The sequence below is a fragment of the Corynebacterium rouxii genome, assembly GCF_902702935.1.
Classification (GTDB): domain Bacteria; phylum Actinomycetota; class Actinomycetes; order Mycobacteriales; family Mycobacteriaceae; genus Corynebacterium; species Corynebacterium rouxii.
On sequence record NZ_LR738855.1, the window covers coordinates 1606539 to 1633253 of the forward strand.

Consider the following 26715-nt stretch of genomic DNA (forward strand, 5'->3'; position numbering starts at 1 on the left):
CTCCTTTTCGTCCGAGTTGTTACAGATTAACGAGGTAACTATACTCTGGCGTTCCTGGTTCCAGTCGCCGGCAATCAATGCGCGAAGCATTCATTCGCTCGAGCAGACCGTCGAGTTCGGAAGCAACCCCGAGCTGAAGTCCTACGAGCGCAGTTCCGGTTTCACGGTTGTTGCGTTTGAGATACTCAAACAAAGTGATGTCATCATCTGGGCCCAAGATGTCGTTGAGGAAAGTGCGTAACTGCCCTGGCTCTTGAGGGAAATTGACCAAGAAGTAGTGCTTGAGTCCGCGATGAACGAGGGAGCGCTCCATGATTTCCCCGTAACGCAGCACATCGTTGTTACCACCTGAGATAATGCAGACAACGACGTCCCCGCTTCCTAGTGACAACTCTTTCAAGCCAGTAACCGACAACGCACCTGCGGGTTCTGTAATAATTCCCTCGTTTTGGTACAAGTCAAGCATCTCAGTACACACAGCGCCTTCATTAACGCTGATCGGGTGAATACGACCTTGGTTGTGTTCGATGATGTGATAGTTAAGATCACCGATACGTTTCACAGCGGCACCGTCGACAAATGGATCAACATTGTCCAAAGTCACAGGACCGTGTGCATCCAGTGCAGCTCGCATAGATGCCGCGCCCTCCGGCTCTACGCCAACAATCGCAGTGCGTGGCGCCATATCAGCAAGATAGCTAACAACGCCGGAAAGCAATCCGCCACCGCCAACAGGCACGACGACGGTATCAAGCGTTTTACCCAGAGTTGTTAATTGCGCCAAGATTTCTGCCGCTACGGTTCCTTGGCCGATGACGGTATCGCGGTTATCAAAAGGTTCTACCATTGTTGCGCCTTCGACGCGGGCGCACTCGCGAGCAGCAGCTGCCGCTTCATCAAAGTTGGCACCGGTGACGACGAGTTCTACAGCGTCACCACCGTGGACCATGATGCGGTCGCGTTTTTGCTTAGGCGTTGCTGCTGGAACGTAGATTCGACCTTTGATCCCCATGGTTCGGCAAGCAAAGGCCACGCCTTGGGCATGATTGCCTGCCGACGCCGCCACGATCCCTGCCACGCGTTGTTCCTCTGTCAGTTGCGAGATCGCATTAACAGCACCACGGATCTTATAGGAACGAACATCTTGAAGGTCTTCGCGCTTGAGATAGACTTCGCATCTCGTCATTTGCGACAACCGTGGGCAATACTGCAGAGGAGTTGGAGCAATAGAAGCAGAAATTCGCGATTGTGCCATTTGAATATCAGCGGCGTGAATTGTGCCGAAGGTGACCTGCTGGTTTTCTGCTTCTTTACTCATGGGCAACAATTTTAACCACGGGGGTACTACTGCTGCCTAACCCCTACCCCAAAATGCCCGGACCCATGGTGGCTTTCAGGTCGCCCATGAGATTTCCGCTGCGATTAACTCGCAGGTGTTCGCCCAAAATCATCACTGTTTTTTCTTCGCCGTGAACCACATTCAGGTATACGTCGGAATCTCCTTTGTTATTAGAGAGCACCTGCTTGAGCTTGGCAATGTTTTCCATAGTGCATTGATCAGTTCGGAGGGTAAGACGCAGCGGTAGACCAGCGCCATTACCCGGTCCCAATTCTGGGACCTTGAGGTCATCACAAAACAGCGACATACGATCGTCGCGAATGCTCACGTGAGCTTTAGCAAGGATGATGTTGTCTTCCACGATCTGCGGACCGACAATGGCATAGATCTTGTTGAACACAAGCAGATCCACCTGTGCACCATGGTGATCTTCCATCGTAACGATTGCCCACGGAGATCCGTCTTTCTTAGAGTAGCGACGATCCACGCCGGAAATGATTCCGCCAATTGTGACTTCTGCACCATTACGTAGCTCACCACTCAAAATAGTGGTCAATGGGGTATCGGTTTGTGCTTCCAGTGCTTCTTCGTATCCATCGAGCGGATGACCAGAGACATAAAGACCAAGCATTTCTCGCTCGAGTGCAAGCTGATGTTTTTTATCCCACTGTGCATCCGGAATTTGAACCGCAAAAACGTTATTGACCTCGTCAGCATCTGCACCAAGACCTGCAAAGAGATCGAACTGCCCCTTATCCGCAGCCTTCTTCGTGCTGGTAACCGCATCAACTGCATCCTCATGAATCAGAAGCAAGCCCTTGCGAGGATGATCCATAGAATCAAAAGCGCCGGCCTTAATCAAGGATTCGGTCACACGCTTGTTGCATGCGGTGATATCGATTTTGTCTAAGTAATCCGAAAAATCGGTGAAAGGACCTTTTTCTTCGCGTGCCTTAATAATCGCAGCCACAACATCTTCACCCACGTTACGCACTGCGCCAAGACCAAAGCGGATGTCCTCACCAACTGGCATGAAGTTTAGGTGGGACTCATTCACATCTGGAGACAACACCGAAATATCAAGATGCCGGCAGTTGGAAAGATAGATCGCAGACTTGTCCTTCTTGTCTGCCACCGAGGTCAACAACGCCGCCATATATTCCGCGGTGTAGTTGGCCTTAAGGTAGGCGGTCCAGTAGGACACTAACCCATAGCCTGCCGCGTGAGACTTGTTAAACGCGTAGGATGCGAACGGCTCAATTGTTCCCCATAACGCGTCGACAGCTGCTTTAGAATAACCATTGGAGAACATACCCTCAGAGAACTTCTTGTACTCCTTGGCCAGCACCTCAGGTTTCTTCTTACCCATTGCTTTACGGAATCCATCTGCTTCGCCAGCAGTGTAGTTGGCCAGCTTGCGAGAAATCTCCATGATCTGCTCTTGATACACGATCAGACCATAGGTTTCTTCAAGAATTTCCTTCAGTGGTTCCTCAAGTTCTGGGTGGATCGGTTCGATAGGCTTTCGACCATTTTTACGATCTGCATAGTCCCAGTGCGCGTTCACACCCATAGGGCCCGGGCGATACAGCGCGAGAGACGCCACGATATCGTTGAAGCCCGTTGGTTGCATACGTTTCAGCAATTCCTGCATGCCACCGGAGTCAAGCTGGAACACGCCCAAAGTATCGCCACTGGATAGCAGCTTATAGACGTTGGGATCGTCGGTTTGTAGACCTTCAAGATCAAGTTCTTCATTCCGATTGATCTTGATGTTTTCTAGACAGTCACCGATCACGGTCAGGTTACGCAGACCAAGGAAGTCCATCTTCAACAATCCGATGGCTTCACATGCAGGATACGGCCAGCCGGTAATCAAGGCGCCGTCGTTAGCACGCTTCCACATAGGAATATGCTCAAGCAGCGGCACGCTGGCCATAATCACGGCGCAGGCGTGCACACCGGCCTGTCGTACGACGCCTTCAAGGCCACGAGCGGTGTCGTAGATCTTGCGCACATCTGGATCTGTTTCAATCAGATGACGCACCTCACCTGCCTCGCCATATCGAGGATGCTCTGGATCCATGATTCCGGATAATGGGATATCCTTCGCCATGATTGCTGGCGGGAGTTCCTTGGTAATACGGTCGGCCATTTTGTAGCCTTCTTGACCATATTGCACTCGTGCTGAGTCTTTCAGCGCCTGTTTGGTTTTCACGGTACCGAACGTGATCACTTGGGCGATCTTGTCTTCGCCCCATCGTTGAGCCGCGTATCGGATCATCTCACCGCGTCGGCGATCGTCGAAGTCAATATCGATATCTGGTGCAGAGGGACGCTCTGGGTTCAAGAACCTCTCAAAGAGAAGGCCATGCTCCATAGGATCGATGTTAGTAATGGTCAATGCATAAGCAACTAGTGCACCAGCCGCGGAACCACGACCTGGTCCTACCCTAATGCCAATGGAACGTGCGTGTTTGATGAGCTCGGCCACAATAAGGAAGTAGGAAGGATAGCCCTTCATATCGATAACATCGATTTCGAATTCAGCACGTTCAATGTAGTTTTGTGGCACTTCTCCACCATTGAATCGCATACGCAAGCCCTCGTGCACCTCGTGGCGCAACCATGAGGTTGGGGTGTGCCCCTCTGGCACATCTGCAATAGGCATACGATCATGGGGATGTGGTTCCCAAATCTCGCCATAGTCTTGAACACGCTCTGCAATCCACAGCGTGTTGTCACATGCTTGTGGAACCAATGAATCCCACGTTTCCCGCATTTGCTCAGCAGTTTTGATGTAGTAGCCCGATCCGTCGAATTTGAATCGATCGGGGTCACTTAAGGTCTTACCTGTTTGCACACACAACATTGCTTCGTGCGCGGGGGCCTGCGATTCCAACACATAGTGGCAGTCGTTGGTTACCAACGGAGGCAGATCGAGTTTTCGGCCAATTTCTAAGAGCTCTGAGCGGACTCGATTCTCAATCTCGAGGCCGTGGTCCATGAGCTCTAGGAAGTAATTTTCCTTGCCATAAATGTCTTGCCACATGGCGGCAGCTTCGAGGGCTTCGTCGAACTGCCCCAAGCGAAGACGCGTTTGAACATCACCGGAGGGACAACCGGTAGTCGCAATAATGCCGGTGGCATGTTCTGCGATGAGCTCAGCATCCATGCGAGGCCATTTACCCAACTGGCCTTCGTACGATGCCATCGAGGATAAGTAGAAAAGATTGTGAAGGCCCTCTACGTTTTCTGCAAGCATGGTTTGGTGAAGGTAAGCACCCGACGCGGAGACGTCGTCAGACTTTTGATGTGGTTCGCCCCAACGCACGCGTTCTTTGTGTAAGCGCGAGCCTGGTGCCATATATGCTTCAATTCCGATGATGGGTTTTACACCGGCGGCTTTCATCGCTCGGTAAAAAGCATCAGATCCGAACATATTGCCGTGGTCTGTCATACCAACTGCAGGCATGCCCTGTCGGACAACCTCTTCTGCCAACATGTCCACCTTTGCCATTCCGTCGAGCATGGAATACTCGGTGTGGTTATGTAAGTGAACAAAGGAAGATTTTTTGGCCATAGCCAGACAGTCTAATGGTTCTACTTCATCAAAACGAGTGCCCAGCACACAGGCTATTAACAATAATTTTCATTAATATTTTTGGGTGAGCTATCGGGGGCAAAACTTGCTACCCACCTCACAGGAAGGGTAAGTGTTCCCTAATGATCTACGGAATTCTGGCGTACCTACTCTGGGGCCTCTTCCCAGCATTTTTCCCGCTGCTTCTTCCGGCCGCGCCATTAGAAATTATCGCGCACAGAATTTTGTGGACAGGCGTGTTCATGGCCATCGTGGTCGTGATAACCCGCCAGTGGCGCGAGCTGTTATCTGCAGGGAAAAGTCAATGGTTACGCCTAGCGCTAGCCTCGATTCTCATTGCCGCCAACTGGCTTATTTACGTAATTGCGGTTAATACCGGTCACGTGGCTGACGCAGCATTTGGCTATTTTATTAATCCTATTGTCAACGTCGTTTTGGGTGTTGCTTTCCTTCGAGAACGCCTACGCCCTTTGCAATCACTGAGCGTGGTGATCGCTGCGGCTGCCGTTGTGGTTCTTTCCGTCTTCGGCGGCAGCGCTCCCCTGCTTTCTTTAAGTCTCGCGCTCTCCTTCGGCTTTTATGGGCTAGTAAAAAAGAAAGTCACAATCTCTGCAGCTGCTTCACTTACCGCAGAAACCTTCGTGCTGTTGCCTCTGGCTCTGGGCTACATCATTTACCTCGAAATAACCGGTCCAGGTACTTTCGTTTCCCACGGCCCAGAGCATGCAGGATTACTTATTAGCGCTGGTGCCATTACCGCAGTCCCACTACTTCTTTTCGGATTGGCCACGAAATTCATTCCGCTTTCAACGATCGGCATGTTGCAATACATGACGCCCACATTCCAAATGCTGTGGGCTGTCTTTGTGGTCAATGAGCATATCGAACCACTGAAATGGGTAGGTTTTGGCATCATTTGGATTTCCGTCGCTATGTACATTGGCGACGTCCTCCTACAGCGTCGCCACAGAACGTTACGACTCCACAACAGGAGCGAGTAGACCGATTCGCCCCCATGCAGCGTCAGGTGGAAGAACCTCCACCGTCGCAACGCGTTTCGACGCAGCCACGCGCCGGAGTTGATCGCCCGGCGCATACACTACGAGCGCCGCAATAGTTTCCGGATCACCACCACGCATCCGGCATTGTTCAGAAATAACGTGACCACGGTTGGCATTTCCCGTTGGTTCGGGCAGATCTAATGCGGGCCCTTGCCCGAGAAGTACGGCATTGACCCGCATGATACCGGCTTTTTCTGCTATATCCCCTGCTGTATTGGCGTCGATAAGCTGTGGAAACGCGACGAGTGCAAAGGCTGGTTCCGACGCCGTCTCGAGTGTTTTCTGCGCTCGAATGGCATAGTCTTGGCTCGTTTCGTCCCGATTCCGTCCTAGTTGATCGCCGTTGATATTCATTGGCTTTGCCGTTTTATCTGAGGTCGACAGCACCGCAACCCCAAGCATTAACAATGCAATACTCAACAGAGCCGCAACGATGCGACGGCGATCAAAGGAATCCACGTCTGCATTACTCGCTTCTTAGCACATCGAGCGCATGCTGCAGATCATTCGAATACGGCGACTCGATTTCTACCCATCGCCCGTCCGCTGGATGGTGAAAACCCAAAGACACAGCATGCAGCCATTGCCGGTCAAGACCCAGACGCTCAGAAAGCGCAGGATCCGATCCATACATGGGATCGCCGCAACAAGGATGGTGCAGTGCAGACATGTGCACACGAATTTGGTGGGTGCGTCCTGTTTCTAGATGAATACGAAGTAACGACGCCTCTGCAAATGCCTCAATTGTTTCATAGTGAGTAACAGCGTGCTTTCCGTCCGTTGTCACGGCAAAACGCCAGCCAGCCGAAGGGTGCCGCCCAATGGGCGCATCAATCGTACCGCTCAGCGGATCCATATGCCCTTGTACTAGCGAGTGATAGGTCTTAGTAACCGTACGTTCTTTGAAAGCTCGCTTGAGTACAGAATATCCGCGTTCCGAAGCCGCGATAACCATCACGCCAGAGGTACCAACGTCGAGGCGCTGCACGATTCCTTTGCGTTCTGGCGGACCCGAGGTAGAAATCCGAAAACCTGCAGCAGCAAGACCACCGATCACGGTCGGTCCTTCCCATCCCAAGGTGGGATGAGCTGCGACACCGACTGGTTTATTCACGGCAATCACATCATCATCGGAGTACAAGATGTCCATACCCTCGATGAGTTCTTCGCGTGGCGTAAGATCGCGGACTTCAGGAAGTGTGACATCGAGCCACTGCCCCTCAGACAAGCGGTCTGATTTTCCGACGCAATGTCCATCGACAACTACATCGCCGGCAATAGCAAGATCCGCAGCCGCGGTTCGAGAAATACCTAAAAGCTTGCTCAGGGCGGCGTCGACACGCATGCCTGCTAACCCCTCAGGGACCGGCAACGATCTTTGTTCACGGCTCATTCCTTCCCCTCCTTACGGCTTTCCAACAGCATTGCGATAACAACAAGAACCACGCCACAGCTAATGGCGCTATCGGCAATGTTAAAAACCGCAAAATTTCCTACCGAAATAAAGTCCACAACATGGCCGATAAAAAATGCTGGCGCTCGAAATAACCGATCAATAAGGTTGCCTAACGCACCCCCCGCAATCAACGCGAGGCCGACAGCTTGCCACGGATCTTTGATTTTACGCATCGTAGCGACGATTCCAATGACAAAAATCAACTGGATACACGTGAATACCCAAGTAGCGTTTTCTCCAATAGAAAATGCCGCTCCGGAATTAAACAGCAACCGCAACCGGAACCAATCCTCTATTAGGTAGATGATGTTCCCATCACGCAATGCCGAAAGCATCCACACTTTTACCAGTTGATCAACAAGTGCCACGAGCGCGATGATGACTGCCATGACACCAACCCACGTCTGGCTTTGTTTTTGACGTCGTGCCTCTGGATTACTCCTGTCCGTTAGACTCACGCCTTATATCTTGGCAAAAATCCACCTCAAACTAACAACCGACAGGCTAACCCCGCTAAAATGACGCTGGTGCGCCTACAAAATCCAACATTTTCTCGCCGTTTATGCCAAGTAAGTATGAGCATGTGTCTTGTCACTGTTACAGCACTTAGTCTCAGTGCGTGTAGCTCTGATACCCCTTCATCAAAGTCGGCTCGTCCAAAAGTGGAACAAGCAATCGGCGCACCTGTAGATACTCCTCGAATTACCGTTCTTGACTATGGCAATGCACCCCAACAACTCGTGACCTATCACGATGATGGGGTGCAAACGAATCGACGTATCAAGATCTCAGATGGTTTAACACAGCACACTGAAAGTGCAGCTCAGCTAGATCCAACAGCCCCTAAAGGCGGTGACGTGACCACGCTAACCGTCGATGCCGCACTGTCAGCTGCTCGTGATGATTCCCAACGCTCAGCCACCGCTGTGATTAGTAATCCTGATATCGATGACCTCGAGCATGCACACGATATTGCATCTGCAGACGGATTCCAGCTGGGTTGGTTCGGAGCCGACAATGGGCGTATTAGCTCAGTTAATCTCGCAGCTCCGGTAGATGCCAGCGATAATGGCCGAGCACTTATGGAACGGTTCTTAATGAAGATGGTCAACATCCCCATCATTTTCCCCGAAGAGCCAATTGGCCCCTCCGCCCGTTGGACCGTGGACTCACGCGTTACAGGTGAAGCAACAATGCTGCAGACCACCACGTTTACGTTAAAGTCTCTCAAAGGCAATGATGTTGAACTCGATGTTGCGATCTCACAACGCCCTGCGCTCGGAGCAATCGAGGCCCAAGGCACCACATTGCAGGTCCTCAACGCAAATACCACCAGCACTGGCAACCTTCGTCTTAATCTTTCTCAACCGCTTCCTGCCCAAGGAGCACTCCGCTACACCACTCGGGTGATCTACGGCGAGCGCGATAAAGATGTGCGAGTCGTTCAAGATTCCACAACGTCCGTGGAGTTTTCTACCCCATAAACAGCATCAAACGGGGCTTCGTTTACGCGCTTTCACTGCAAATATGAAAGCCTAACGAAGCCCCGTTGTTAATATAAAAAGCTATTACTGAGGAGCAGGAGCTACGGGTGCCTGCTCAGGTGCTGGCGCGGCAGGTGCCGGAGCCTGCTCTGGTGCCGGTTGCCCTTCTGGTGCTGGGGCAGCTGGATCAGCGCACATTGCTGGGATTTGCTCGGGAGCCACAGTGTTCTTAATCAGCGTACAAGCCCACGACTGGGAAAGCTTCCACGTACCATTTTCATAAATAAACTCAACATTCTCAGCTGGTTGTGCTTCCTTGTCAGGCAACGTGAAATTCACGGTTGCCAGAACTGAATTGGGAGTATAACCCGGAAGAATTGGCGGCACCACTTGGAAGTTAGCGCCAGATTCCTGCTTAGAAGCAGTCATGGTTTCAAACAGCTCGGGGGCAGTCTCTCCACCCTGAACTGTGGCAACTTTTTGTTCCACGGGAGCAGCAGGATCAGTTGCCACTGCCAAAATTGCATTGAGTTCTTCAGCAGTTGGTAATTCTGCAGGAGCTGCTTCAGCGGCAGACGAGGCTTCGCTGGAGGTTGCACTCTGCGAGGTCTTGGAGTCCGACGAATCGTCGGAACATGCAGCAAGAGAGATTACTGCTGCTGCAGTAGCAGTCGCTGCCACGATCTTAGATAGCTTCACAAATACTCCTCTTGTCGGCTCGTTGCCGTGATGATGCCAATCGAATTCTTCGGTCCACCACATGCACCCGAGCAGTCGGTCTACTAAGGCATGGTAGCCGTCGAAAGAGCCATTCTCACATACGGCGCCCCTTATTGCTACATTTCTCACCGGAAAATATGGCAGTGTTGTAGATCATGAGCAGCGAAACTGAATCATTGCCCAAAGTCATAGTCCTTACTACCGGTGGCACACTATCGTGTACCGCAGACCCCAATGGTGCGCTTATCCCTACCGTTTCAGGCGACGAACTTGTTGCACCCATTCGTCAGCGCTTTGCCGGAGCACTCGATATTGAGACTCGTGAATTACATCGACTTGATTCTTCTTCCATGACGCTACGCGATATCGATGACATTGTCGCAGCAACGCATAATGCTTTAGAAGATGACACAGTCGTTGGCGTCGTGGTTACGCACGGGACGGATTCCCTGGAAGAAACCGCCATCGCCGTTGATACTTTCCATAGCGATTCTCGCCCCGTGGTGTTCACCGGAGCACAAAAACCTTTTAACCATCCAGAAGCTGACGGCCCCGGAAATCTGTTTGAAGCAATCATGATCGCATCCGATACCTCAGCGCGAGACATCGGCGTTTTGATCGTATTCGGCCACGCAGTGATCCCAGCGCGTGGTTGCATTAAATGGCACACTTCAGACGATTTAGCATTCGCGACTAATGGCCCAGAAGAACCTCGACGAGCCGATCCCATTGCACCCACTGCACTAGGCGATGTTGTAGTCGATATCATCCCCGCCTACCCCGGCGCGCCCCGACGGCTTATCGACGCAGCACTCGCTGCCGGCGCCCAAGGTCTTGTCATTGAAGCCATGGGGTCTGGCAATGTCGGAACTGACATTGGGGTTGCACTTGGTGAGGCACTTGATGCGGGGATCCCTGTTGTCATTTCTACCCGAGTCCCCCGAGGCGAGGTATTGGGCGCCTACGGCGGTGCCGGTGGCGGCAAGACGCTCGCGGCCAAAGGGGCTGTAAGCTCAACGTATTTCCGATCAGGACAAGCTCGTGTTTTGCTGGCAATCGCCATTGCCAGCGGTGTGCATCCCGCTACGTTGTTGTAGTTAAGACCAATCTAGGCTGTCGACAGGATCTGCGCTGCTCAAGAGAGCGTCGTTAGTGTCAAACGTGCGCACTTTGCCAGGTCCTGTGGTGCGGGTTTCAAAACGGACAGTGATCTTGCCGTGTCCCAATCCTTGTACCCAGCCGTGCCCATAGTCCGGATGCCAAATATCTTGAGTCGCCCGCCACCCGATTGCTGGGGGTGACTCATCAGTAGTAGAGATCTCCAAGTCAGAATCATGGGGGTCGCTTACCCCTACTTCAAAATCGGTGTCTTTAATAGGAACTACTCGATCTAATTCAGGGAAAAGTATGTCTTGGCGGGCATCTTCAAGACCAGAAAGACCAACACCGACGAGGCGTATTGGACCAACCTCATCGGGGTATCGTGCCAGCTTTAATGCGGTGGCAGTAACTGTATCTAGATTATCGGTCGCATAGGGCAATGTTGCTGAACGCGATTTGATCCTAAAATCCGCCATTCGGAGCTTTACGCTCACAGTTCGTGCCCCACGACCGTCGTCAAGCAATCGTCGATGACTTTCCCGTGACGCCCGAATGATGGCGGTATCCACCGCTCGCGAAGTAACAAGGTCCTCTGGGTATGTGTGTTCTACAGAGATCTGTTTTGCGATAGCACGTGGTGCCACTTCACGATCGTCGTGGCCTTGGGCTAGGCGCCATAAACTTCTGCCCACCGTTGTGCCCAGGCTAATATCAACTTCCCGTTCGCTCATACGAGCTAGATCGCCGATAGTTTCCACCCCAAGCTGCTGCAACTTTGTCCGCGTGACCGGACCTACACCCCACAAACGGCCTACAGGTAGCGGATACATTTTGTCTTCATGCTCCGTTGCAGCACACAGGTAAATACCGTCAGGTTTAGCCAGATCGGAACAAATCTTGGCAACTTGTTTTCCCGCACCCCCTCCTACAGAAGCTGGCAAACCTGTCTCTTCACGGATTGCGGCTCGCAACCGCTGCGCCCATGTATCAACATCACTTGCGCTTGCACCGTAAAGCTCAGGCGGTTCGACAAACCCCTCGTCGATAGAAATCTTTTCAACGATTCCGCCCATACGCTCCAAAATGGAAAAGACTCGTTGCGACGCCGCTCGATACACCGGAAACCGCGGACTCACCACTACTCCACGCATGCCAATGAGCGCTTTAGCCTGGTACATCGGCATGGCAGATCGGGCTCCAAAAGTACGCGCCTCATACGATGCACCCGCAACCACCCCACGACCACTCGTACCACCTACAAGAACCGGCCGCCCCCGAAGCGTCGGACGAGTCAGTTGCTCACAAGACGCAAAAAATGCATCCATATCAACATGAATCACCCAGCGTTGCATACACCAAACATTAGTTCGACTTATCGGTCGCTGTCTAATCCTCTACTTTTCGACGAAATGACAAAAGAGGACTGTGCCGCTTAGCGCAGCACTGCCCTCTTTTGCTTGGTTACAAAGTAATTATTTTAAACCTTTTGAACCGTGGCTGTAACACCTGCTACAATAGCGTGCTCCGCAGGCTCACCGGTGACAACCTCAAAAGAGGTAGCTAGCACTTCGCGAGCAATCATGTCAGCGTGACGCAGCGCCCATTCCTTCTTTTCTTCAGGAACGACAAGCTGAACCTTGATTCGGTCGGAAACCTCAAATCCCGAAGCCTTTCGAGCATCCTGTAAACCACGGATAACGTCTGCAGCCCAGCCCTCAGCTTCAAGCTCTTCGGTCAATGTCATATCCAAAACCACGAGGCCATCAACTCCATCGATCTGAGTGGTGGAATCGGGATCTGCAGCGACGAGACGCTCCGTAAATTCCCCAGCAACAAGCTCAATGCCATCAGCTACGACAACATCTCCACGACGCTCATAGTTACCAGACTTGACAGCCTTGATAGCGCGCTGAACCTCCTTGCCTAGACGAGGACCTGCAACCTTAGCGTTGACCACAACATCAAAGCGGCCGACGCTATCGACGTCAGAGGTAAGATCAACTTCCTTTACGTTAACCTCATCGCGGATGATATCCGCGAAATCTGCCAACCGTGCCGATTCTGGCAACGCAACGGTGACCTTAGGCAGTGGCAAACGGTTACGCAGCTTGTGTGCCTTACGCACCGAGCTGGTAGCCGAGCAAACACCACGGACCTCATCCATTGCGCGAACAAGATCGTCATCGGCTGGGAATTGATCGGCCTGAGGGAAGTCGGCCAAGTGAACCGAGCGCTCACCCGTGAGTCCACGCCAGATGACCTCAGAAACCATAGGCAATAGCGGTGCCGTCACACGGGTGAGAGTCTCAAGGACTGTGTACAAGGTGTTAAACGCCTCTGGATGCTCAGTATCACCCACCCAGAAACGATCGCGAGAACGACGAACGTACCAGTTGGTCAACGCATCGCAGAAAGTACGAACCTCGTCACATGCACGTGCAATGTCCGTGTTATCCAAAGCATCACCGACGGCAGCTACCACATCGTGCAGCTTAGCGAGGATATAACGATCCAAAACGTCAGAGGAATCAACTGACCATTGTGCTGGCTTAGAAGAATACAGCTGCAAGAAGCTATACGCATTCCACATCGGCAACAGTGCCTGGCGTACACCCTCACGAATGCCCTGCTCGGTGACAATCAAGTTGCCACCCCGCAGGATCGGAGAGCTCATCAGGAACCAACGCATAGCATCGGAACCATCTCGGTTGAATACCTCATTAACATCCGGGTAGTTGCGACGCGACTTCGACATCTTGGTGCCGTCGTCTCCCAGTACGATTCCGTGCGCTACGACCTTCTTAAACGCAGGGCGATCAAACAACGCCGTGGCAAGAACATGCAACGTGTAGAACCAACCACGGGTCTGGCCGGAGTACTCGACGATAAAGTCCGCAGGTGAATGGGTATCAAACCAGTCTTTGTTCTCAAAGGGGTAATGCTTTTGAGCAAAAGGCATCGAGCCGGATTCAAACCAGCAGTCTAAAACCTCTGGAACACGACGCATCGTCGATTTACCAGTCGGATCATCTGGGTTCGGACGCGTAAGTTCATCAATATGCGGCCTGTGCAAAGATTCCGGACGAACACCGAAGTCACGCTCAAGTTCTTCCAAAGAACCATAGACATCTACACGTGGGTAGTTTTCATCATCCGATACCCACACTGGAATAGGCGAACCCCAGTAACGGTTACGGGAAATGTTCCAGTCACGCGCGCCTTCAAGCCACTTACCAAACTGGCCATCACGGATATGAGATGGCATCCAGTCTATCTCTTTGTTTAGCTCGACCATGCGATCGCGTACCTTGGTGACCTCCACAAACCACGATGGCAACGCCATGTAGATAAGTGGTTCGCCAGAGCGCCAAGAATGCGGATAGGAGTGCTCAATGGTCTGGTGGCGCACAACGCGACCTGCAGCTTTAAGATCAGCAATAATGCTCTTATTTGCGTCAAATACGAGCTGTCCTTGGTATTCCGGCACCAAAGAAGTGAACTTTCCGTCCATATCAACCGGAATGACAACCTCAATGCCATAATTTTTACAGGTATTCATATCGTCTTCACCAAAAGCAGGCGCTTGGTGGACGATGCCTGTACCGTCTTCGGTGGTCACATATTCTGCTGCCAAAATCTGGAAAGCATTTTCATGGTCAGCGAAGTAATTAAAGATTGGCTGATAGGTCAGACCAACGAGCTCACTGCCTGGACGAACCGCAAGCACTTCATGGTCTTCACCCAGCTCCTTGGCATAGGCGCCGACGAGAGCCTCAGCCAGCAACACGCGTTGACCACGAATTGCCTCAGCACCCTGTTCACCTACCTTCACCTCGACATAGTTAACCTGGGGGTTAACAGCCAATGCCAAGTTCGATGGCAATGTCCATGGTGTGGTGGTCCACGCCAGCGCATATGCGCCTACGAGAGAGGCATCAGCTGCACTGCCATCTTTTACGCCAGTGATAGGGAACGTGACCGTCAGGGTCGGATCCTGACGCATCTTGTAGGAGTCGTCGAGACGCGTTTCTTGATTAGACAAAGGCGTGTGCTCAGCCCACGAATAAGGCAAGACGCGGAAGCCTTGATAGATCAGGCCTTTGTCATAGAGGGTCTTAAAGGCCCACATAACAGATTCCATGAAATCCATATCCATGGTCTTGTAACCGTTATCAAAGTCCACCCAGCGAGCCTGGCGCGTCACGTAGTCTTTCCACTCTTGGGTGTACTCCAAGACCGACTTCGCGCAGTAATTGTTAAAGGACTCAAGACCCATCGCCTCGATCTCGCCTTTGTCTTTGATACCAAGCTGCTTTTCAGCCTCCAGCTCAGCAGGAAGACCATGGCAATCCCAACCGAATACGCGATTAACTAATTTGCCCTTCATGGTCTGGTAACGAGGCACGATGTCTTTAACATAGCCGGTAAGCAGATGTCCATAGTGTGGCAAACCATTGGCAAAAGGAGGACCATCGTAGAACACGTACTCAGGATTTTCCTCGCGATTAGTCAACGAAGCTTTAAAAGTCTCGTCGTCTTTCCAGTACTCCAAGACTTGGCGTTCCATATCTGGGAACACATTGGTTCCACCGGACATATCTACGCGTGGATATACTCCACCAACTGCGTCTGACATTTTTCTCCTTCACTTTCGCAAGCATTCTGCCTTAAAGTACGGGGACGCGTTTCCGCGCGGTACCACCCCGCTTGAGCATTCCACCAGAGGCATCTGATGTAAGCTCCGCTTCGTTCGTGAAAGAGATGACGGTCCCACCCGTTCGGTTCTACTGCACTTCCACAATGCGCAAAACAGTGAAGGAAGTGGTTCTTCCGAAGACTCCCCAGTGATAGCTGGATCAGCGTCGTCTATCATGAAATTATACCCAGTGAAGTCAAATTAGAAACTCTTGCCCCCAACAGGGTCATTCTCAATCTTGTTGTCCTAGCTTGTTGTACTAGACGAGAAAACAAAAATACACGCTCTGTAGATACTAAACCTACAGGGCGTGTGCGCTATGTCGTCTCAGAAAAACTAGACGTTCTTCTCTTCTGGGGCCGATGTACCACGGCTTTCCAACTCGTCGAGCTGCGTCTGTAGCAGAGTCTTGAGGCGAGTACGGTATTCACGCTCGAAGGTCCGCAACTCGGAAATCCGGCTTTCCAAAGCGTTCTGCTGCTGCTTCACCGTCGCCATGATCTCAGTGTGCTTACGCTCTGCATCTGCCTGCAAAGCATTAGCCTTCTCCTCAGCCTGGCGAACCTGCGCCTCAGCGCGAGTATTAGCATCCGATAGAGTCTGAGCGGACTTCTTTTCCGCATCAGAAACGAGTGCTTTGGAACGAGCGTCAGCATCAGCCAACTGCTTCTCAGCCTTCTGGCGGGCATCTGCCAAGGTGGTCTTTGCCTTTGCCTCTGCATCGGAAACCTGCTTCTCAGCAGCTGCGCGAGCTTCGCTCAGCATCGACTTGGAGTTGCTGTCTGCTTCTGCGGTAAGGCGGTCAGCCATTTCCTGAGCCATGCTCAAGACCTTTGCTGCCTGCAGATGGGTGTCAACGGTTGCGGCACCACCATCAGTTACAACCGGAGCTGCAGCTGCAACTGGCTGTGCCTTAGGAGCCGCAGATGCTGCCACACGTGCAGCCTCTTCAGCCTTCTTAGCGGCTGCCTTCGCAGAGTCAGCCTCTTCACGAGCTGTCTTCAACTCTGCCTGAGCGCGCTCAGTAGCCTTTTGAGCATCAGCCAGCTTGGCCTGGTACTCAGCAGCGACCTTAGCCTCAATTTCCTTACGCAGCTTAGTCTCATCTAGGGAGCTCACTGCGGCAGGTGCAGCAGCCGGCTTCGAGTCTTCTGCGCGAGGTGAAGACTGCAACTCTTCAATCTGCTGACGAAGATCATCGTTTTCTTCTTGAATCTCAGCGAGGGTATCCTCCACCAGATCCAGGAACTGATCGACCTCGTCCTCGTTGTAGCCTCGCTTGCCGATTGGTGGCTTGCTGAAAGCGACGTTGTGCACATCGGCTGGAGTCAGCGGCATGGAACTCTTCCCTTCGAGATTCATCTGCGTACATAAACTTCTTTCACGTACGCGGGCTTATTTGTTCACATTACGTAGTTCGCGGCATATATGCCAAGATTTTTGCGGAATTTACAACAACAATTCCGTGTGTATCTACTCAGATACTACCGATTCCAGAAACTTTTTCCGTGAAACAGGCCCTTGTACGCGGATTTTTTAACAAAACATGCCCGATCGCGACAATTTCGGACATAAGTAGGGCATTCTCACCGAGAACACCCCCTATTTTGGGTGGACTTTTCGCCCCACCTCATTACCACATCGCTATAGAAGCATGAGATCGCACAATTGCCAAGACACTACATGGCCACAATGATCGCATACTTGATAAAGAAGAGGATGAAAAATAACACCAAAATGGAGACGTCGAGAGCAACGTTTCCCATACGCATTGGCGGAATCCAACGGCGCAGGAATTTCACTGGCGGATCCGTGAGCACGAATAAAAATTCGGCAAAGATCATGAACCACCGTGGTGCTTGGAAATTACGAGAAAAGGATCGAATCATCTCAACGATAATTCGACCGATAAGTATCAATTCATAGATTTTAATCAAATTAAGGAGAATGCCTAGGACTTCGCGCACAACGCACCTTTCACATCAGCAGCACTGAAACTCCCGCCGCGAATTGACTAGGAGTAGGCATAGAAAAACGCCTTCCTCCATCTAAACCTAAGCCGAGGGACAATGGCAAAGTTTTAGCGAAGAAAAGGCGCTTTACTATTAAGGCATGATGTTTCTAAAGTGAGCACTCTTTTCAAGAGATACACACGAGAAACGCTTAGTGAATCAGACCAGCAGCATGTTTGAGGTCGTTTTCATCCACAGACGCCGACTCTGGTACAAGTGCGAAGATACGTCCGTCCAATTTGCGCATCTGACCACGTAGAGCAAAACACAGACCAGCGGCAAAATCGATAATGCGCTTTGCTTCGCCCTTATTCATGTCGCTCATGTCAAACACCACTGCGTCGCCATCGCGGAAGGGGTCGCCCACCTTGATTGCAGCATCGGAGTAAGTGAGAAGGCGGACTGGCACGATGTGAGTTGGCATGGGACGAGCAGCGCGCGGGCGTGCCGAAGCGTAGGTTGGTTCCTCGTAGCGAGGCGCAGAATATGCCGGAGCCGGTTCATAGCGAGGCTCGTCATAGTACGCGTCGGAATGCTCCATGTACGGATCTGCTTCGCCATCGAGGCCGAAGAAATTCTTGGTCTTCTTTACAAACGACATGTTGGTGTCCCCTCTTAAACTGAGCTGCTTCTCATTGATTAAACTACGTGGATTTTTGCCTGTGCCGATAGAGCGACACAGACAAATAACAAATCAGATGATTTGATATTTATTTTTGTTCTTCGGGGAGCCAGATAACTCCCGCTTGCCTTCCCGTTTCACCCTCACGGCGATATGAGAAAAAATCTTGATCTTCAATAGTACAGCGAGGATCTGCGTCAATTGCCCGCACTCCTAGCCCAAGTAATTGCCTAATAAGCCCTTTTCGAACATCAATACCCGTGGTCCCCTTATGCGTTGTACATATGGAACCTGGCAGATGCTTTTCGACGTCTTCCGCCATCTGTATTGGCACCTCGTAGTTTTTCCCCGAGGCCGCAGCCCCCATCAACACGTGCATGTTGTGAGGATTAGCACCCAATGTTGTCATGGCTTCCACTGTTTTTGCGACGATCCCGTTACGAGCGCCCAGCCGCCCTGCATGGACCGCCGCAATTACACCAGCTTCAGTATCCGAGATAAGTACAGGTACACAATCAGCCACCAAAACACACAATGCAAGACCACGCTCAGTGGTAATTATTGCGTCAGTAGCAGGTACAACACCGCTGTTTTTATTTGCCTCATCTACCACAGTCACAGTGTTGGAATGTATTTGCTCCATCCACACCAGCGACGTTTTCGGTAAACCAATTATCGAGGCGAGACGCTTACGATTAGCAGCCACAGATGCTGGGTCATCACCCACGTGATCGCCAAGGTTAAAAGAGCTAAATGGCGGTTGCGATACCCCTCCTAATCGATTGGTGAAAACCTTACGAACAGGACGGTTGTGCACAGATGTACTCATTAGCGTAGGAAGTCTGGAATATCGAGATCGTCATCGAAGTCATCAGAACGCCGATCACGATAGGATTCGCGAGGCTCCGAGCGGCGCGTGTACATTCCCTCAGAATCATGGGAAGTGCGTCGCGGAGCAGGTTCCTCATTCAAGCGATGACGAGGAGCGCTATCCGAATCTCCGAACAACGACGTCGAAGCAGAACGATCAGGCGCAGGAGTTGGATTGGTTTCCATCGCGGGTGCTGGTTGTGAAGCAGCTGGCTGCACAGCTTCGCGTTGACGATCGAGGGAATTCTTTTCACCGTCAAAACCAGTAGCAATCACGGTAATACGAACCTCGTCGCCGAGGTTGTCGTCGAAAATCGTTCCGAAGATGAGGTTAACATCCTCATCTGCTTTTTCTTGGACCATGGATGCTGCCTCGTTGACTTCTTGCAGACCCAGGTCTGAGCCACCTGCAACGGAAAGCAAAACTCCCTTGGCGCCTTCCATCGTGGATTCCAGTAGTGGTGAGTTAATTGCTTGTTCAGCAGCAGTGAGCACTCGATTCTCACCAGATGCAGAACCAACGCCCATCAAGGCGGAGCCCGCATCGTGCATAACAGAGCGGACGTCGGCGAAGTCAACGTTAATCAGACCAGGAATGGTAATCAGATCGGTAATACCTTGGACACCATTGTGAAGCACGCGGTCTGCTTCGTGGAACGCATCAACCATGGTGATATTGGCGTCGCCAAGCTGAAGTAGGCGATCATTGGGAATAACGATGAGCGTGTCGCAAACTTCACGCAGTGCATCGATTCCTTCCATTGCTTGGCGGGTACGGCGTGGCCCCTCAAACTTGAACGGACGTGTCACCACGCCGACGGTAAGTGCACCCAAGCGTTTAGCGATTCCCGCAACTACTGGCGCCGCACCGGTACCAGTACCGCCACCTTCACCGGCAGTAACGAAGACCATGTCCGCCCCTTTAAGGGTTTCTTCAATCTCGTTTTTGTGATCTTCTGCTGATGCACGTCCAACTTCAGGGTTTGCACCAGCACCAAGGCCGCGAGTAGCTTCTCGCCCGATGTCGAGCTTGACATCGGCATCAGAGAACATCAATGCCTGAGAGTCGGTGTTGACCGCAATAAACTCAACACCTTTTAGTCCCTCTTCGATCATTCGGTTAACGGCGTTTACACCGCCGCCGCCGACACCAACAACCTTGATTACGGCGAGGTAATTATCTGGGGAAGTCATTAAGAGACTCGCCTTTCACTTTTGTGGGAAAACGTTCACTTGCGATGCACCGATTGCCCCGCCGCACCCCACAGACACCATGGAGAGCAGCATTGCTTCAACAACAACGCACTTCCATCTATCTTGAGGGAAAAATACGCCAAGGTGGCGGACATTTTCGGCGGCGTGTCTAGACTCTAAAGCTTTACTTTAGGGTTTTGACATGCGGAAACATGCATCACATGAGGATCCACACTACACCACTTGCGCCCCACCTTTATCTTTAAGAATCATCTCATCGAGATACATAAAAAACAGGCGTGGCGCCATGGCCACACCTGTGCAAGACTAAAGGAAATTACACCTTTTGAATGACCCCATAGATTCTCGGTGAGAAGGGATCACAAAGTTCTAACGGAGGGCTATCACCGGTGCTCCACTGATATCAAGACGCTGTTCTGCTCTACTCAAAGCAATCATTAACGTTGCCGCTTTATCATGAGCCGACTCCGACGAGCCCCAAAAAATCTGCCGTCCATCATGCAACACAAGATTTAACGAATAACGATCCGGTGCCTCGATATGATCGATGGTGGAACGAACTCCTAGATCAATAGCTGAAATAGTCTCCGCCACAGCAGAAAGAACCTCGGGGTCATCCTGCGATAGGCTCGTGACTCTTACTGAGCCTTCAGAAGGCGAATCAATAGCAAACGCACGACCTTTTTCATCAAAAAGATGTTGCCCATCGCTACGATCCACAAACCCCACATCGGTTCGTTCGACAACCTCAATACGAACCGTGTTGGGGAATAACCGTGTTACCGTAGCCGAACGTACCCAAGGAAGTTGTATGACGCTTCCTGCAGCATCATGAGCTGCAACTCGAACAATGTTGGTACCTTTTGCAATCCCACTTGCAGTTTCAACGTCTTCTGCAGAGCTACGCACAGCACCATCAATCTCGAATTTTTGGACGGTCATGATGGGAAAAGCCCACAGGCAACCGCCAGCAATCGCCACAATAAGCAGCACGATGCTACTCACAATGGCAATACGCTTTTTCATTCGCTCTCCCGTAACGCAGTAAGGATTTCGTCGGCAAGCATGGTCACGCTACCGGCGCCCATAGTGACGATAATATCGTTGGGCTGGGCAATCTTTTTCACCTGCGCCGCAACTGCCGAGAAGTTGGGCTCAAAGACGACAGGTATTGTCATTTTGTCCGAAATAATACGCGAATCCACGCCTTCAACAGGCTGCTCGCGCGCACCAAAAATGTCGAGGATCACTGCATGATCGGCAAGCGATAATGCCTCAGCAAATTCAGCAGCAAATTCCAACGTACGAGAATAAAGATGTGGCTGAAAAACCACCACGACTCGCCCAATATCACGCGCTTCCTGCTGCTGCCGTGCAGCTTTAAGAACGGCTGTCACCTCAGTCGGATGATGTGCGTAGTCGTCATAGACTTCTACATCGTGAAATGCTCCACCAGAAACACGACCATGGAATTCAAAACGCCGACGAACACCACTAAAATCACTAATACCAGCAGCGAGTCGTTCCAATTCAGCACCGGCGGTCACGCCCGCAGTCAAAGCTGCACATGCGTTGAGCACCATGTGGTGTCCAGGAATACGTATAATCACATCAACCGTATCGTCCCCAACTGTGATACGAGCGCGGGTACCAGCGGGCCCAACTTCCGTGTGCTCAACAACGGTAAGGGCTACATCTGGATACTGTTGGGCTGCAGCAGATGACCCATAGCCGCGAACCGTCATACGATCTTTAAACTTCTCCCCCAATGCCGCAGCATGCGGATCATCCAAACACACAATAAGTGTTCCGCCTGGCTGGACACGCTCAGCAAAGTCATCAAACACCTTGAAATAGGCTTCAGAAGTTTTAAAGAAATCCAAGTGATCTGGCTCGATATTTGTCACTACTGCGATGTCTGGCTTATACCGCAGCAACGAAGCATCCGATTCATCGGCCTCCGCCACAAAAGCTTCGCCGGTACCATCATGGGCATTCGTTCCGGCTTTGTTCAGCTGCCCACCAATTGCAAAGCTAGGATCTTTTCCAGCCGCTTGAAGCGCAACTACAGTCATCGATGTCGTGGAAGTCTTGCCGTGAGTACCTGCAATAAGAACTTGCTGGTGCCCCTCCATAAGCTCGCCCAAAAGGTCCGATCGCCGAATAACAGGAATGTTATTGACATGTGCTTCTTGCAGCTCAGGGTTATCTTGTGGGATCGCAGCAAAGGAAGTTACAACTACCGTCGGCATAGAACCAGAGACCGCTAGATTTTCAGCTTTATGCCCTACCGCAATCGTCGCTCCCATTGCTCGAAGTGCAGCCACCGGACGAGATTCCTTAACATCGGAACCACTGACAACGCTGCCGCGAGACAACAAGATGCGCGCTACTCCCGACATGCCCGCTCCGCCGATTCCGATCATATGGACACGGCTTAAGTCGATTGAATTCATGTTCTATCTCTTCTGTTTTTATTTGTTGCGATCGTGATTTTTCACAATGGAATAGATGATGTCAGCAATCGTCTCCGCAGCGTTAGCAGTGCCAGATTCCTTAGCTGCGGTAATCATGGTGGTGTAGGTTTCTTGATCACCTAAAATTTTGGCAACCAATGAGCTAAATGCCTCACCATTAAATTCAGAATCCGCAACCAATACCGCTGCGCCTTCCTCAACTAACGGTTGTGCGTTAAGGCCCTGCTCACCATTACCGTGCGGTAATGGCACATAAATGGCAGGAACTCCAGCAGCAGTATTTTCCGCTACTGTCATTGCACCACTACGACCGATCACAAGATCTGCGATGGCATAGGCGGCGGCCATATCGTCGATATATGCCACTGGCACATAGCGCTCTTGTGCCTCAGGAGCAGAATTCTTACGCCCATATGCATGGAGAACTTGAACGTCCGGATCAGCTAACACCGCATCGATACCTTCTGCCACGGCAGCGTTAATGGAACGGGCACCCTGGGAACCACCGGTGATCAAGATGGTTTTCTTCTTTGGATCCAGACCCCACAATTGTTGTGCTCGTTCCAATGCGGTGTTGTCGCCGGACAATGACGATCGGATGGGGATTCCCACGACAGTTCCTGGCATGCCGGAGTTAGCTACCGCGTTAAGTCCCATACCGCCGAGCCGAACGCCAAGCTTGTTGGCCATACCGGAGCGAGCGTTAGCCTCGTGAACGATAAACGGAATTTTTTGAAGTTTTGCTGCAATATACGCAGGCGCTGCTACGTATCCGCCGAATCCGATGACCACATCGGTATCGAATTCTTTTAAGATCTTGCGGGTTTGAGAAATTGTTGCCAATAGTCGAAACGGCAACTTGAACAAATCTGCATTTATTTTTCGTGGAACTGGCACTGGGTTGATCAGTCGTAGTTCAAATCCGCGTTCAGGGACAATCGACGTTTCCAGTCCTTTTGTCGTGCCAAGTGCGACAACCTCTGCACCTCGTTGACGTAGCGACTCTGCCACGGCAAGCGCTGGCTCAATATGCCCCGCGGTGCCGCCACCTGCGACTACGACTCGTGGAGTGTTCACTTTCATCTTCTCCTGCGTTTGTTGTCTTGTGGATAATTTCGACGTCGAGGTTGGCGCTGTGCTCCCCGCTGCTTGTCGACGCTACCAGTTCTATCGCGGTCACTCGAACCCCAAGTACCTGTTGAACTTTGGCGGTAACTCACTCGCTCATTGCGCTCGATCTTCGGCGGTTGCCTCTTAGGAGCTCCCGACTGGCGTGTTCCTTGTGAAGATCGCCGTGTAGAACGACGTGTCCGGATATCGGATACATCCGGCTCCCGCAAGAACAACACTCGGTCCAAGGCTGGCCGTCCATAGGACTGCATCGCTGAAATCGCTTCGGGCTCATAACGCGCACAGTTTGCAATCAAACCCAACGCCGCCAGTGTAATCACCGCAGAACTACCACCTGCGGAAATCAAAGGAAGTTGAATACCAGTAACCGGAAGAATGCCAATCACATAGGCCATGTTGATAAAAGCCTGCAAAGAAATACCCGCGGCAAGAGTAGCAACAGAAAGAGAAAGGAAATTGTCTTTAATTCTTAGCGCAATTCTTAACGCAATCAGCAGGAGCGCAGTAAATAATCCGATGATGATGGCAGCCCCGACAAAACCGAGTTCTTCTCCAACAATGGCAAAAATGAAGTCGTTTTTCGCCTCTGGAAGATAAAACCATTTCGCTCGTGACTGTCCGATTCCCAGTCCTGTGAAGGATCCGTCGGCAAGCGATAAAATGCCTTGATAAGACTGATATGCCACACCGTCGATATCATCAAATCGACCAAAAAGCGCATCCATAAAAACCGTGATGCGGTGACCGCGATATCCATGCATTGTGACTGCCAAAACGAAAGCTACGCCAGAAATTGTCAACGCTGTAACAATCAAGCCCCGTGGAAGCCCTGCAAATACGAGCATGATCAATGTGAGAAATCCGAGCATTGCCGTCATACCAAGATCCCCCTCAGCCATGACTAATGCACAGGTGAAACCAGCAATGACCGCAAACATCGCGCGGCGATCAAAATCAATCCCATAAAAGCGGAGGTACACCTTAGGTTTACGGGTGAGAAAACTTGCTCCCCAAATGGCTAAGGCCACACGAGCGATCTCTGATGGCTGAATGTTGACGGGCCCAAGTGGAATCCATGACTGCGACCCGACCTGTTCTTTACCCGTACCGATGCCAGGAATTAACACCACGATGAGAAGAAGAATCGAAATGCGCATCAGCCACACGGCATATTTTCGAACTTGGCGCGGTGGCATCTGCATGACGCCGATCATGGCGATAAAACCGATAACAATGAGCAAAATCTGCTTGGTAGCGTAAGTCCACGCGCTACCGGTTTCTGAAACAGAGGTTGCCATCGACGAGGTAACCACCATCAAAACGCCAGTGAGCACCAACAAGGCGATAACGAACATCACGATGTAATAATCCGTCAGCGGTCGGCGCATCATTTCGCCCAAAAAACTCGCTATCCGGTCACGAACCCGAGAGCCACGATTCGAAATGTTGGTGCTCATTGTGGTGCTCCTCACCGACAAAAATGTTAGTCGTGTAAATATTGTGCAATCGCTGCAGCGAACATGTCTCCACGCTGCCCCATGCCGGTGTACATATCAAGACTAGCCGCTGCAGGAGCCAATACGATCGCATCGCCTGCTTCTGCTTGGGATACCGCCCACGCTACTGCCTCATCCATTGCTCGACGTGGATCAGTCTCAGAAACGTTTAGAACCGGAATACCAGGAATGTGAGTCCGAACAGAATCTTCAATCACATCACGATCGACGCCCAACAAAGCTACTGCTTTGATTCGTCCGGCATGTCGAACAATGAGCTCATCGATTTCTGCTCCCTTGAGCTGGCCACCGGCAACCCACACTACTGAAGAGAAACCAGCAAGTGCGCTATCTGCAGCATGTGGATTTGTTGCTTTCGAATTATCAATCGCAACGACTTCCCTATGACGCCCCACGCATTGTCCGCGATGTCCTGCGACTTCAAACTTGGACAGTGCCTCTTCAATACATGCGGCACTTACTCCCATCGAGCGCGCTGCCGCAGCTGCAGCAAGGGCGTCGTAAAGCCCTGCCGGACCTGCTGGTTCGATTCCTTCCGCAAACCGCAACACCACGTTATCGCCAAATGCACAGTCGATAAGCTGTCCATCGCGTAGGCCTAACATGCCTTTTGCTGGTTCGCCTAAGGTGAATCCGATGATGGGATCAGCATCTTCGGCACGTTGGATGCGTCTTATTTCCGTCATCACATGCTCATTATCCAAGCCCGCAATCGCAGTGGGAGCAGCTAATACTTTTGCCTTATCCTGTGCATACTGGGCGAAACTACCGTGCCAATCAATGTGGTCATCAGCAAGATTGAGCAAAATCCCAACGTCAGGGATCAAAGTCGAAGACCAATGCAACTGAAAACTCGAAAGCTCCGCAACTAAAACATCGATACGCGGTTGAGTACTCACTGCATCCGCAACCGATACACCGATGTTTCCAACGGCGGCAGCACGTGCACCAGAATGTTGCATGATTTCTGCGAGCATGGCCGTTGTCGTGGTTTTACCGTTAGTGCCAGTAACCACCATCCATGTTCGTTTCGGGCCAAATACCTCAGCACGATCAAGGCGGTACACCAGCTCAACATCGCCAATGACCTCAAGGCCAGCACTCTGCGCAGCAACGAGAAGCGGCGAATCAGGTCGCCAACCTGGAGAAGTAACCACTACTGTGTAATCTCGAAAACCATTCGAAACTACATCAGCTGGACTAATAACCTGACACCCAGTTTGCTGAGCCAGCTTATCCAGCTGCGCAGAATTGGAATCTGCAACGGTGACAGCACACCCCATCTCTCGCAACAGCTGAGTGATTCCGACCCCAGAAACACCTGCACCCGCAACGAGTACGCGGCCTGCTAACTCAGGAAGCAAAACCTTGAGCTCTTCAATACTTACTGTCATTTTGGTGGCAGACATA

At 51.5% G+C, this 26715-nt stretch carries 21 protein-coding genes; 3 read left to right on the forward strand and 18 right to left on the reverse strand.

Annotated features, from left to right (window positions below; all coding sequences use genetic code 11):
* Positions 1-19: 19 nt before the first annotated feature.
* Together ilvA and dnaE are read right to left on the reverse strand one after the other, a co-directional pair.
* Positions 20-1318: a threonine ammonia-lyase IlvA gene (ilvA, locus tag CIP100161_RS07965; RefSeq protein ID WP_155873406.1), complete on the reverse strand. Its 1299-nt coding sequence runs from the start codon at positions 1316-1318 to the stop codon at positions 20-22.
* A 43-nt stretch (positions 1319-1361) separates the two neighbouring features.
* A complete protein-coding gene (gene dnaE, locus CIP100161_RS07970; RefSeq protein ID WP_155873408.1) occupies positions 1362-4922 on the reverse strand; it encodes a DNA polymerase III subunit alpha in 3561 nt (1186 codons plus the stop codon).
* A 143-nt stretch (positions 4923-5065) separates the two neighbouring features.
* Here dnaE and rarD point away from each other — a divergent pair, with 143 nt between their 5' ends.
* Positions 5066-5944: an EamA family transporter RarD gene (rarD, locus tag CIP100161_RS07975; protein ID WP_155873410.1), complete on the forward strand. Its 879-nt coding sequence runs from the start codon at positions 5066-5068 to the stop codon at positions 5942-5944.
* Here the strand turns inward: rarD and CIP100161_RS07980 are convergent.
* The 3 genes from CIP100161_RS07980 to lspA are packed head-to-tail and all read right to left on the reverse strand — an operon-like array spanning position 5918 to position 7918.
* A complete protein-coding gene (locus tag CIP100161_RS07980) occupies positions 5918-6463 on the reverse strand; it encodes a hypothetical protein (protein ID WP_155873412.1) in 546 nt (181 codons plus the stop codon). The genes rarD and CIP100161_RS07980 overlap by 27 nt on opposite strands.
* 7 nt (positions 6464-6470) lie before the next feature.
* Positions 6471-7397 (reverse strand): RluA family pseudouridine synthase, encoded by a 927-nt coding sequence (locus CIP100161_RS07985; RefSeq protein WP_155873414.1) that lies wholly within the window; start codon positions 7395-7397, stop codon positions 6471-6473.
* The gene (gene lspA, locus CIP100161_RS07990; RefSeq protein ID WP_155873416.1) at positions 7394-7918 is read right to left on the reverse strand and encodes a signal peptidase II; all 525 of its coding nucleotides are present in this window, start codon (positions 7916-7918) and stop codon (positions 7394-7396) included. The genes CIP100161_RS07985 and lspA overlap by 4 nt, the downstream gene beginning before the upstream one ends.
* Positions 7919-7978: 60 nt before the next feature.
* On the opposite strand from lspA, the gene CIP100161_RS07995 reads away from it, so the two are divergent.
* Complete coding sequence (locus tag CIP100161_RS07995) at positions 7979-8944, forward strand: DUF6263 family protein (protein ID WP_155873418.1); 966 nt, start codon at positions 7979-7981, stop codon at positions 8942-8944.
* A gap of 84 nt (positions 8945-9028) precedes the next feature.
* On the opposite strand, the gene CIP100161_RS08000 is transcribed toward CIP100161_RS07995, so the two are convergent.
* On the reverse strand, positions 9029-9643 hold the full coding sequence (locus CIP100161_RS08000) for a hypothetical protein (protein ID WP_155873420.1): 615 nt from the start codon (positions 9641-9643) through the stop codon (positions 9029-9031).
* A gap of 176 nt (positions 9644-9819) precedes the next feature.
* Here CIP100161_RS08000 and CIP100161_RS08005 point away from each other — a divergent pair, with 176 nt between their 5' ends.
* Positions 9820-10761: an asparaginase gene (locus CIP100161_RS08005; RefSeq protein ID WP_155873422.1), complete on the forward strand. Its 942-nt coding sequence runs from the start codon at positions 9820-9822 to the stop codon at positions 10759-10761.
* Here CIP100161_RS08005 and CIP100161_RS08010 read toward each other — a convergent pair whose 3' ends face one another.
* The 12 genes from CIP100161_RS08010 to murD form a co-directional block, all read right to left on the reverse strand.
* A complete protein-coding gene (locus tag CIP100161_RS08010; RefSeq protein WP_155873424.1) occupies positions 10762-12117 on the reverse strand; it encodes a DNA polymerase IV in 1356 nt (451 codons plus the stop codon).
* A gap of 125 nt (positions 12118-12242) precedes the next feature.
* Positions 12243-15401, reverse strand: a complete 3159-nt coding sequence (ileS, locus tag CIP100161_RS08015) for an isoleucine--tRNA ligase (protein ID WP_155873426.1) — start codon at positions 15399-15401, stop codon at positions 12243-12245.
* A 396-nt stretch (positions 15402-15797) separates the two neighbouring features.
* A complete protein-coding gene (locus CIP100161_RS08020) occupies positions 15798-16799 on the reverse strand; it encodes a DivIVA domain-containing protein (RefSeq protein ID WP_155873428.1) in 1002 nt (333 codons plus the stop codon).
* 341 nt (positions 16800-17140) lie between these two features.
* Positions 17141-17428 carry a YggT family protein gene (locus CIP100161_RS08025; RefSeq protein WP_155873430.1) on the reverse strand — a complete coding sequence of 96 codons (288 nt, stop codon included), beginning with the start codon at positions 17426-17428 and terminating at the stop codon, positions 17141-17143.
* Between the two features lie 196 nt (positions 17429-17624).
* A complete protein-coding gene (locus CIP100161_RS08030; protein ID WP_155873432.1) occupies positions 17625-18074 on the reverse strand; it encodes a cell division protein SepF in 450 nt (149 codons plus the stop codon).
* A 109-nt stretch (positions 18075-18183) separates the two neighbouring features.
* The gene (pgeF, locus tag CIP100161_RS08035) at positions 18184-18924 is read right to left on the reverse strand and encodes a peptidoglycan editing factor PgeF (RefSeq protein ID WP_155873434.1); all 741 of its coding nucleotides are present in this window, start codon (positions 18922-18924) and stop codon (positions 18184-18186) included.
* Entirely contained in the window at positions 18924-20159 is a 1236-nt protein-coding gene (gene ftsZ, locus CIP100161_RS08040) for a cell division protein FtsZ (protein ID WP_155873436.1), read from the reverse strand. Before ftsZ ends, pgeF begins: the two co-directional genes overlap by 1 nt.
* Positions 20160-20549: 390 nt before the next feature.
* The gene (locus tag CIP100161_RS08045) at positions 20550-21206 is read right to left on the reverse strand and encodes a cell division protein FtsQ/DivIB (protein WP_155873438.1); all 657 of its coding nucleotides are present in this window, start codon (positions 21204-21206) and stop codon (positions 20550-20552) included.
* Positions 21203-22636 (reverse strand): UDP-N-acetylmuramate--L-alanine ligase, encoded by a 1434-nt coding sequence (murC, locus tag CIP100161_RS08050; RefSeq protein ID WP_155873440.1) that lies wholly within the window; start codon positions 22634-22636, stop codon positions 21203-21205. The genes CIP100161_RS08045 and murC overlap by 4 nt, the downstream gene beginning before the upstream one ends.
* An 18-nt stretch (positions 22637-22654) precedes the next feature.
* Positions 22655-23734 carry an undecaprenyldiphospho-muramoylpentapeptide beta-N-acetylglucosaminyltransferase gene (murG, locus tag CIP100161_RS08055; RefSeq protein ID WP_155873442.1) on the reverse strand — a complete coding sequence of 360 codons (1080 nt, stop codon included), beginning with the start codon at positions 23732-23734 and terminating at the stop codon, positions 22655-22657.
* A gap of 2 nt (positions 23735-23736) precedes the next feature.
* Positions 23737-25245: a putative lipid II flippase FtsW gene (ftsW, locus tag CIP100161_RS08060; protein WP_155873444.1), complete on the reverse strand. Its 1509-nt coding sequence runs from the start codon at positions 25243-25245 to the stop codon at positions 23737-23739.
* Positions 25246-25271: 26 nt separating this feature from the next.
* A complete protein-coding gene (gene murD / locus CIP100161_RS08065) occupies positions 25272-26714 on the reverse strand; it encodes a UDP-N-acetylmuramoyl-L-alanine--D-glutamate ligase (protein WP_155873446.1) in 1443 nt (480 codons plus the stop codon).
* Position 26715: the final 1 nt, after the last annotated feature.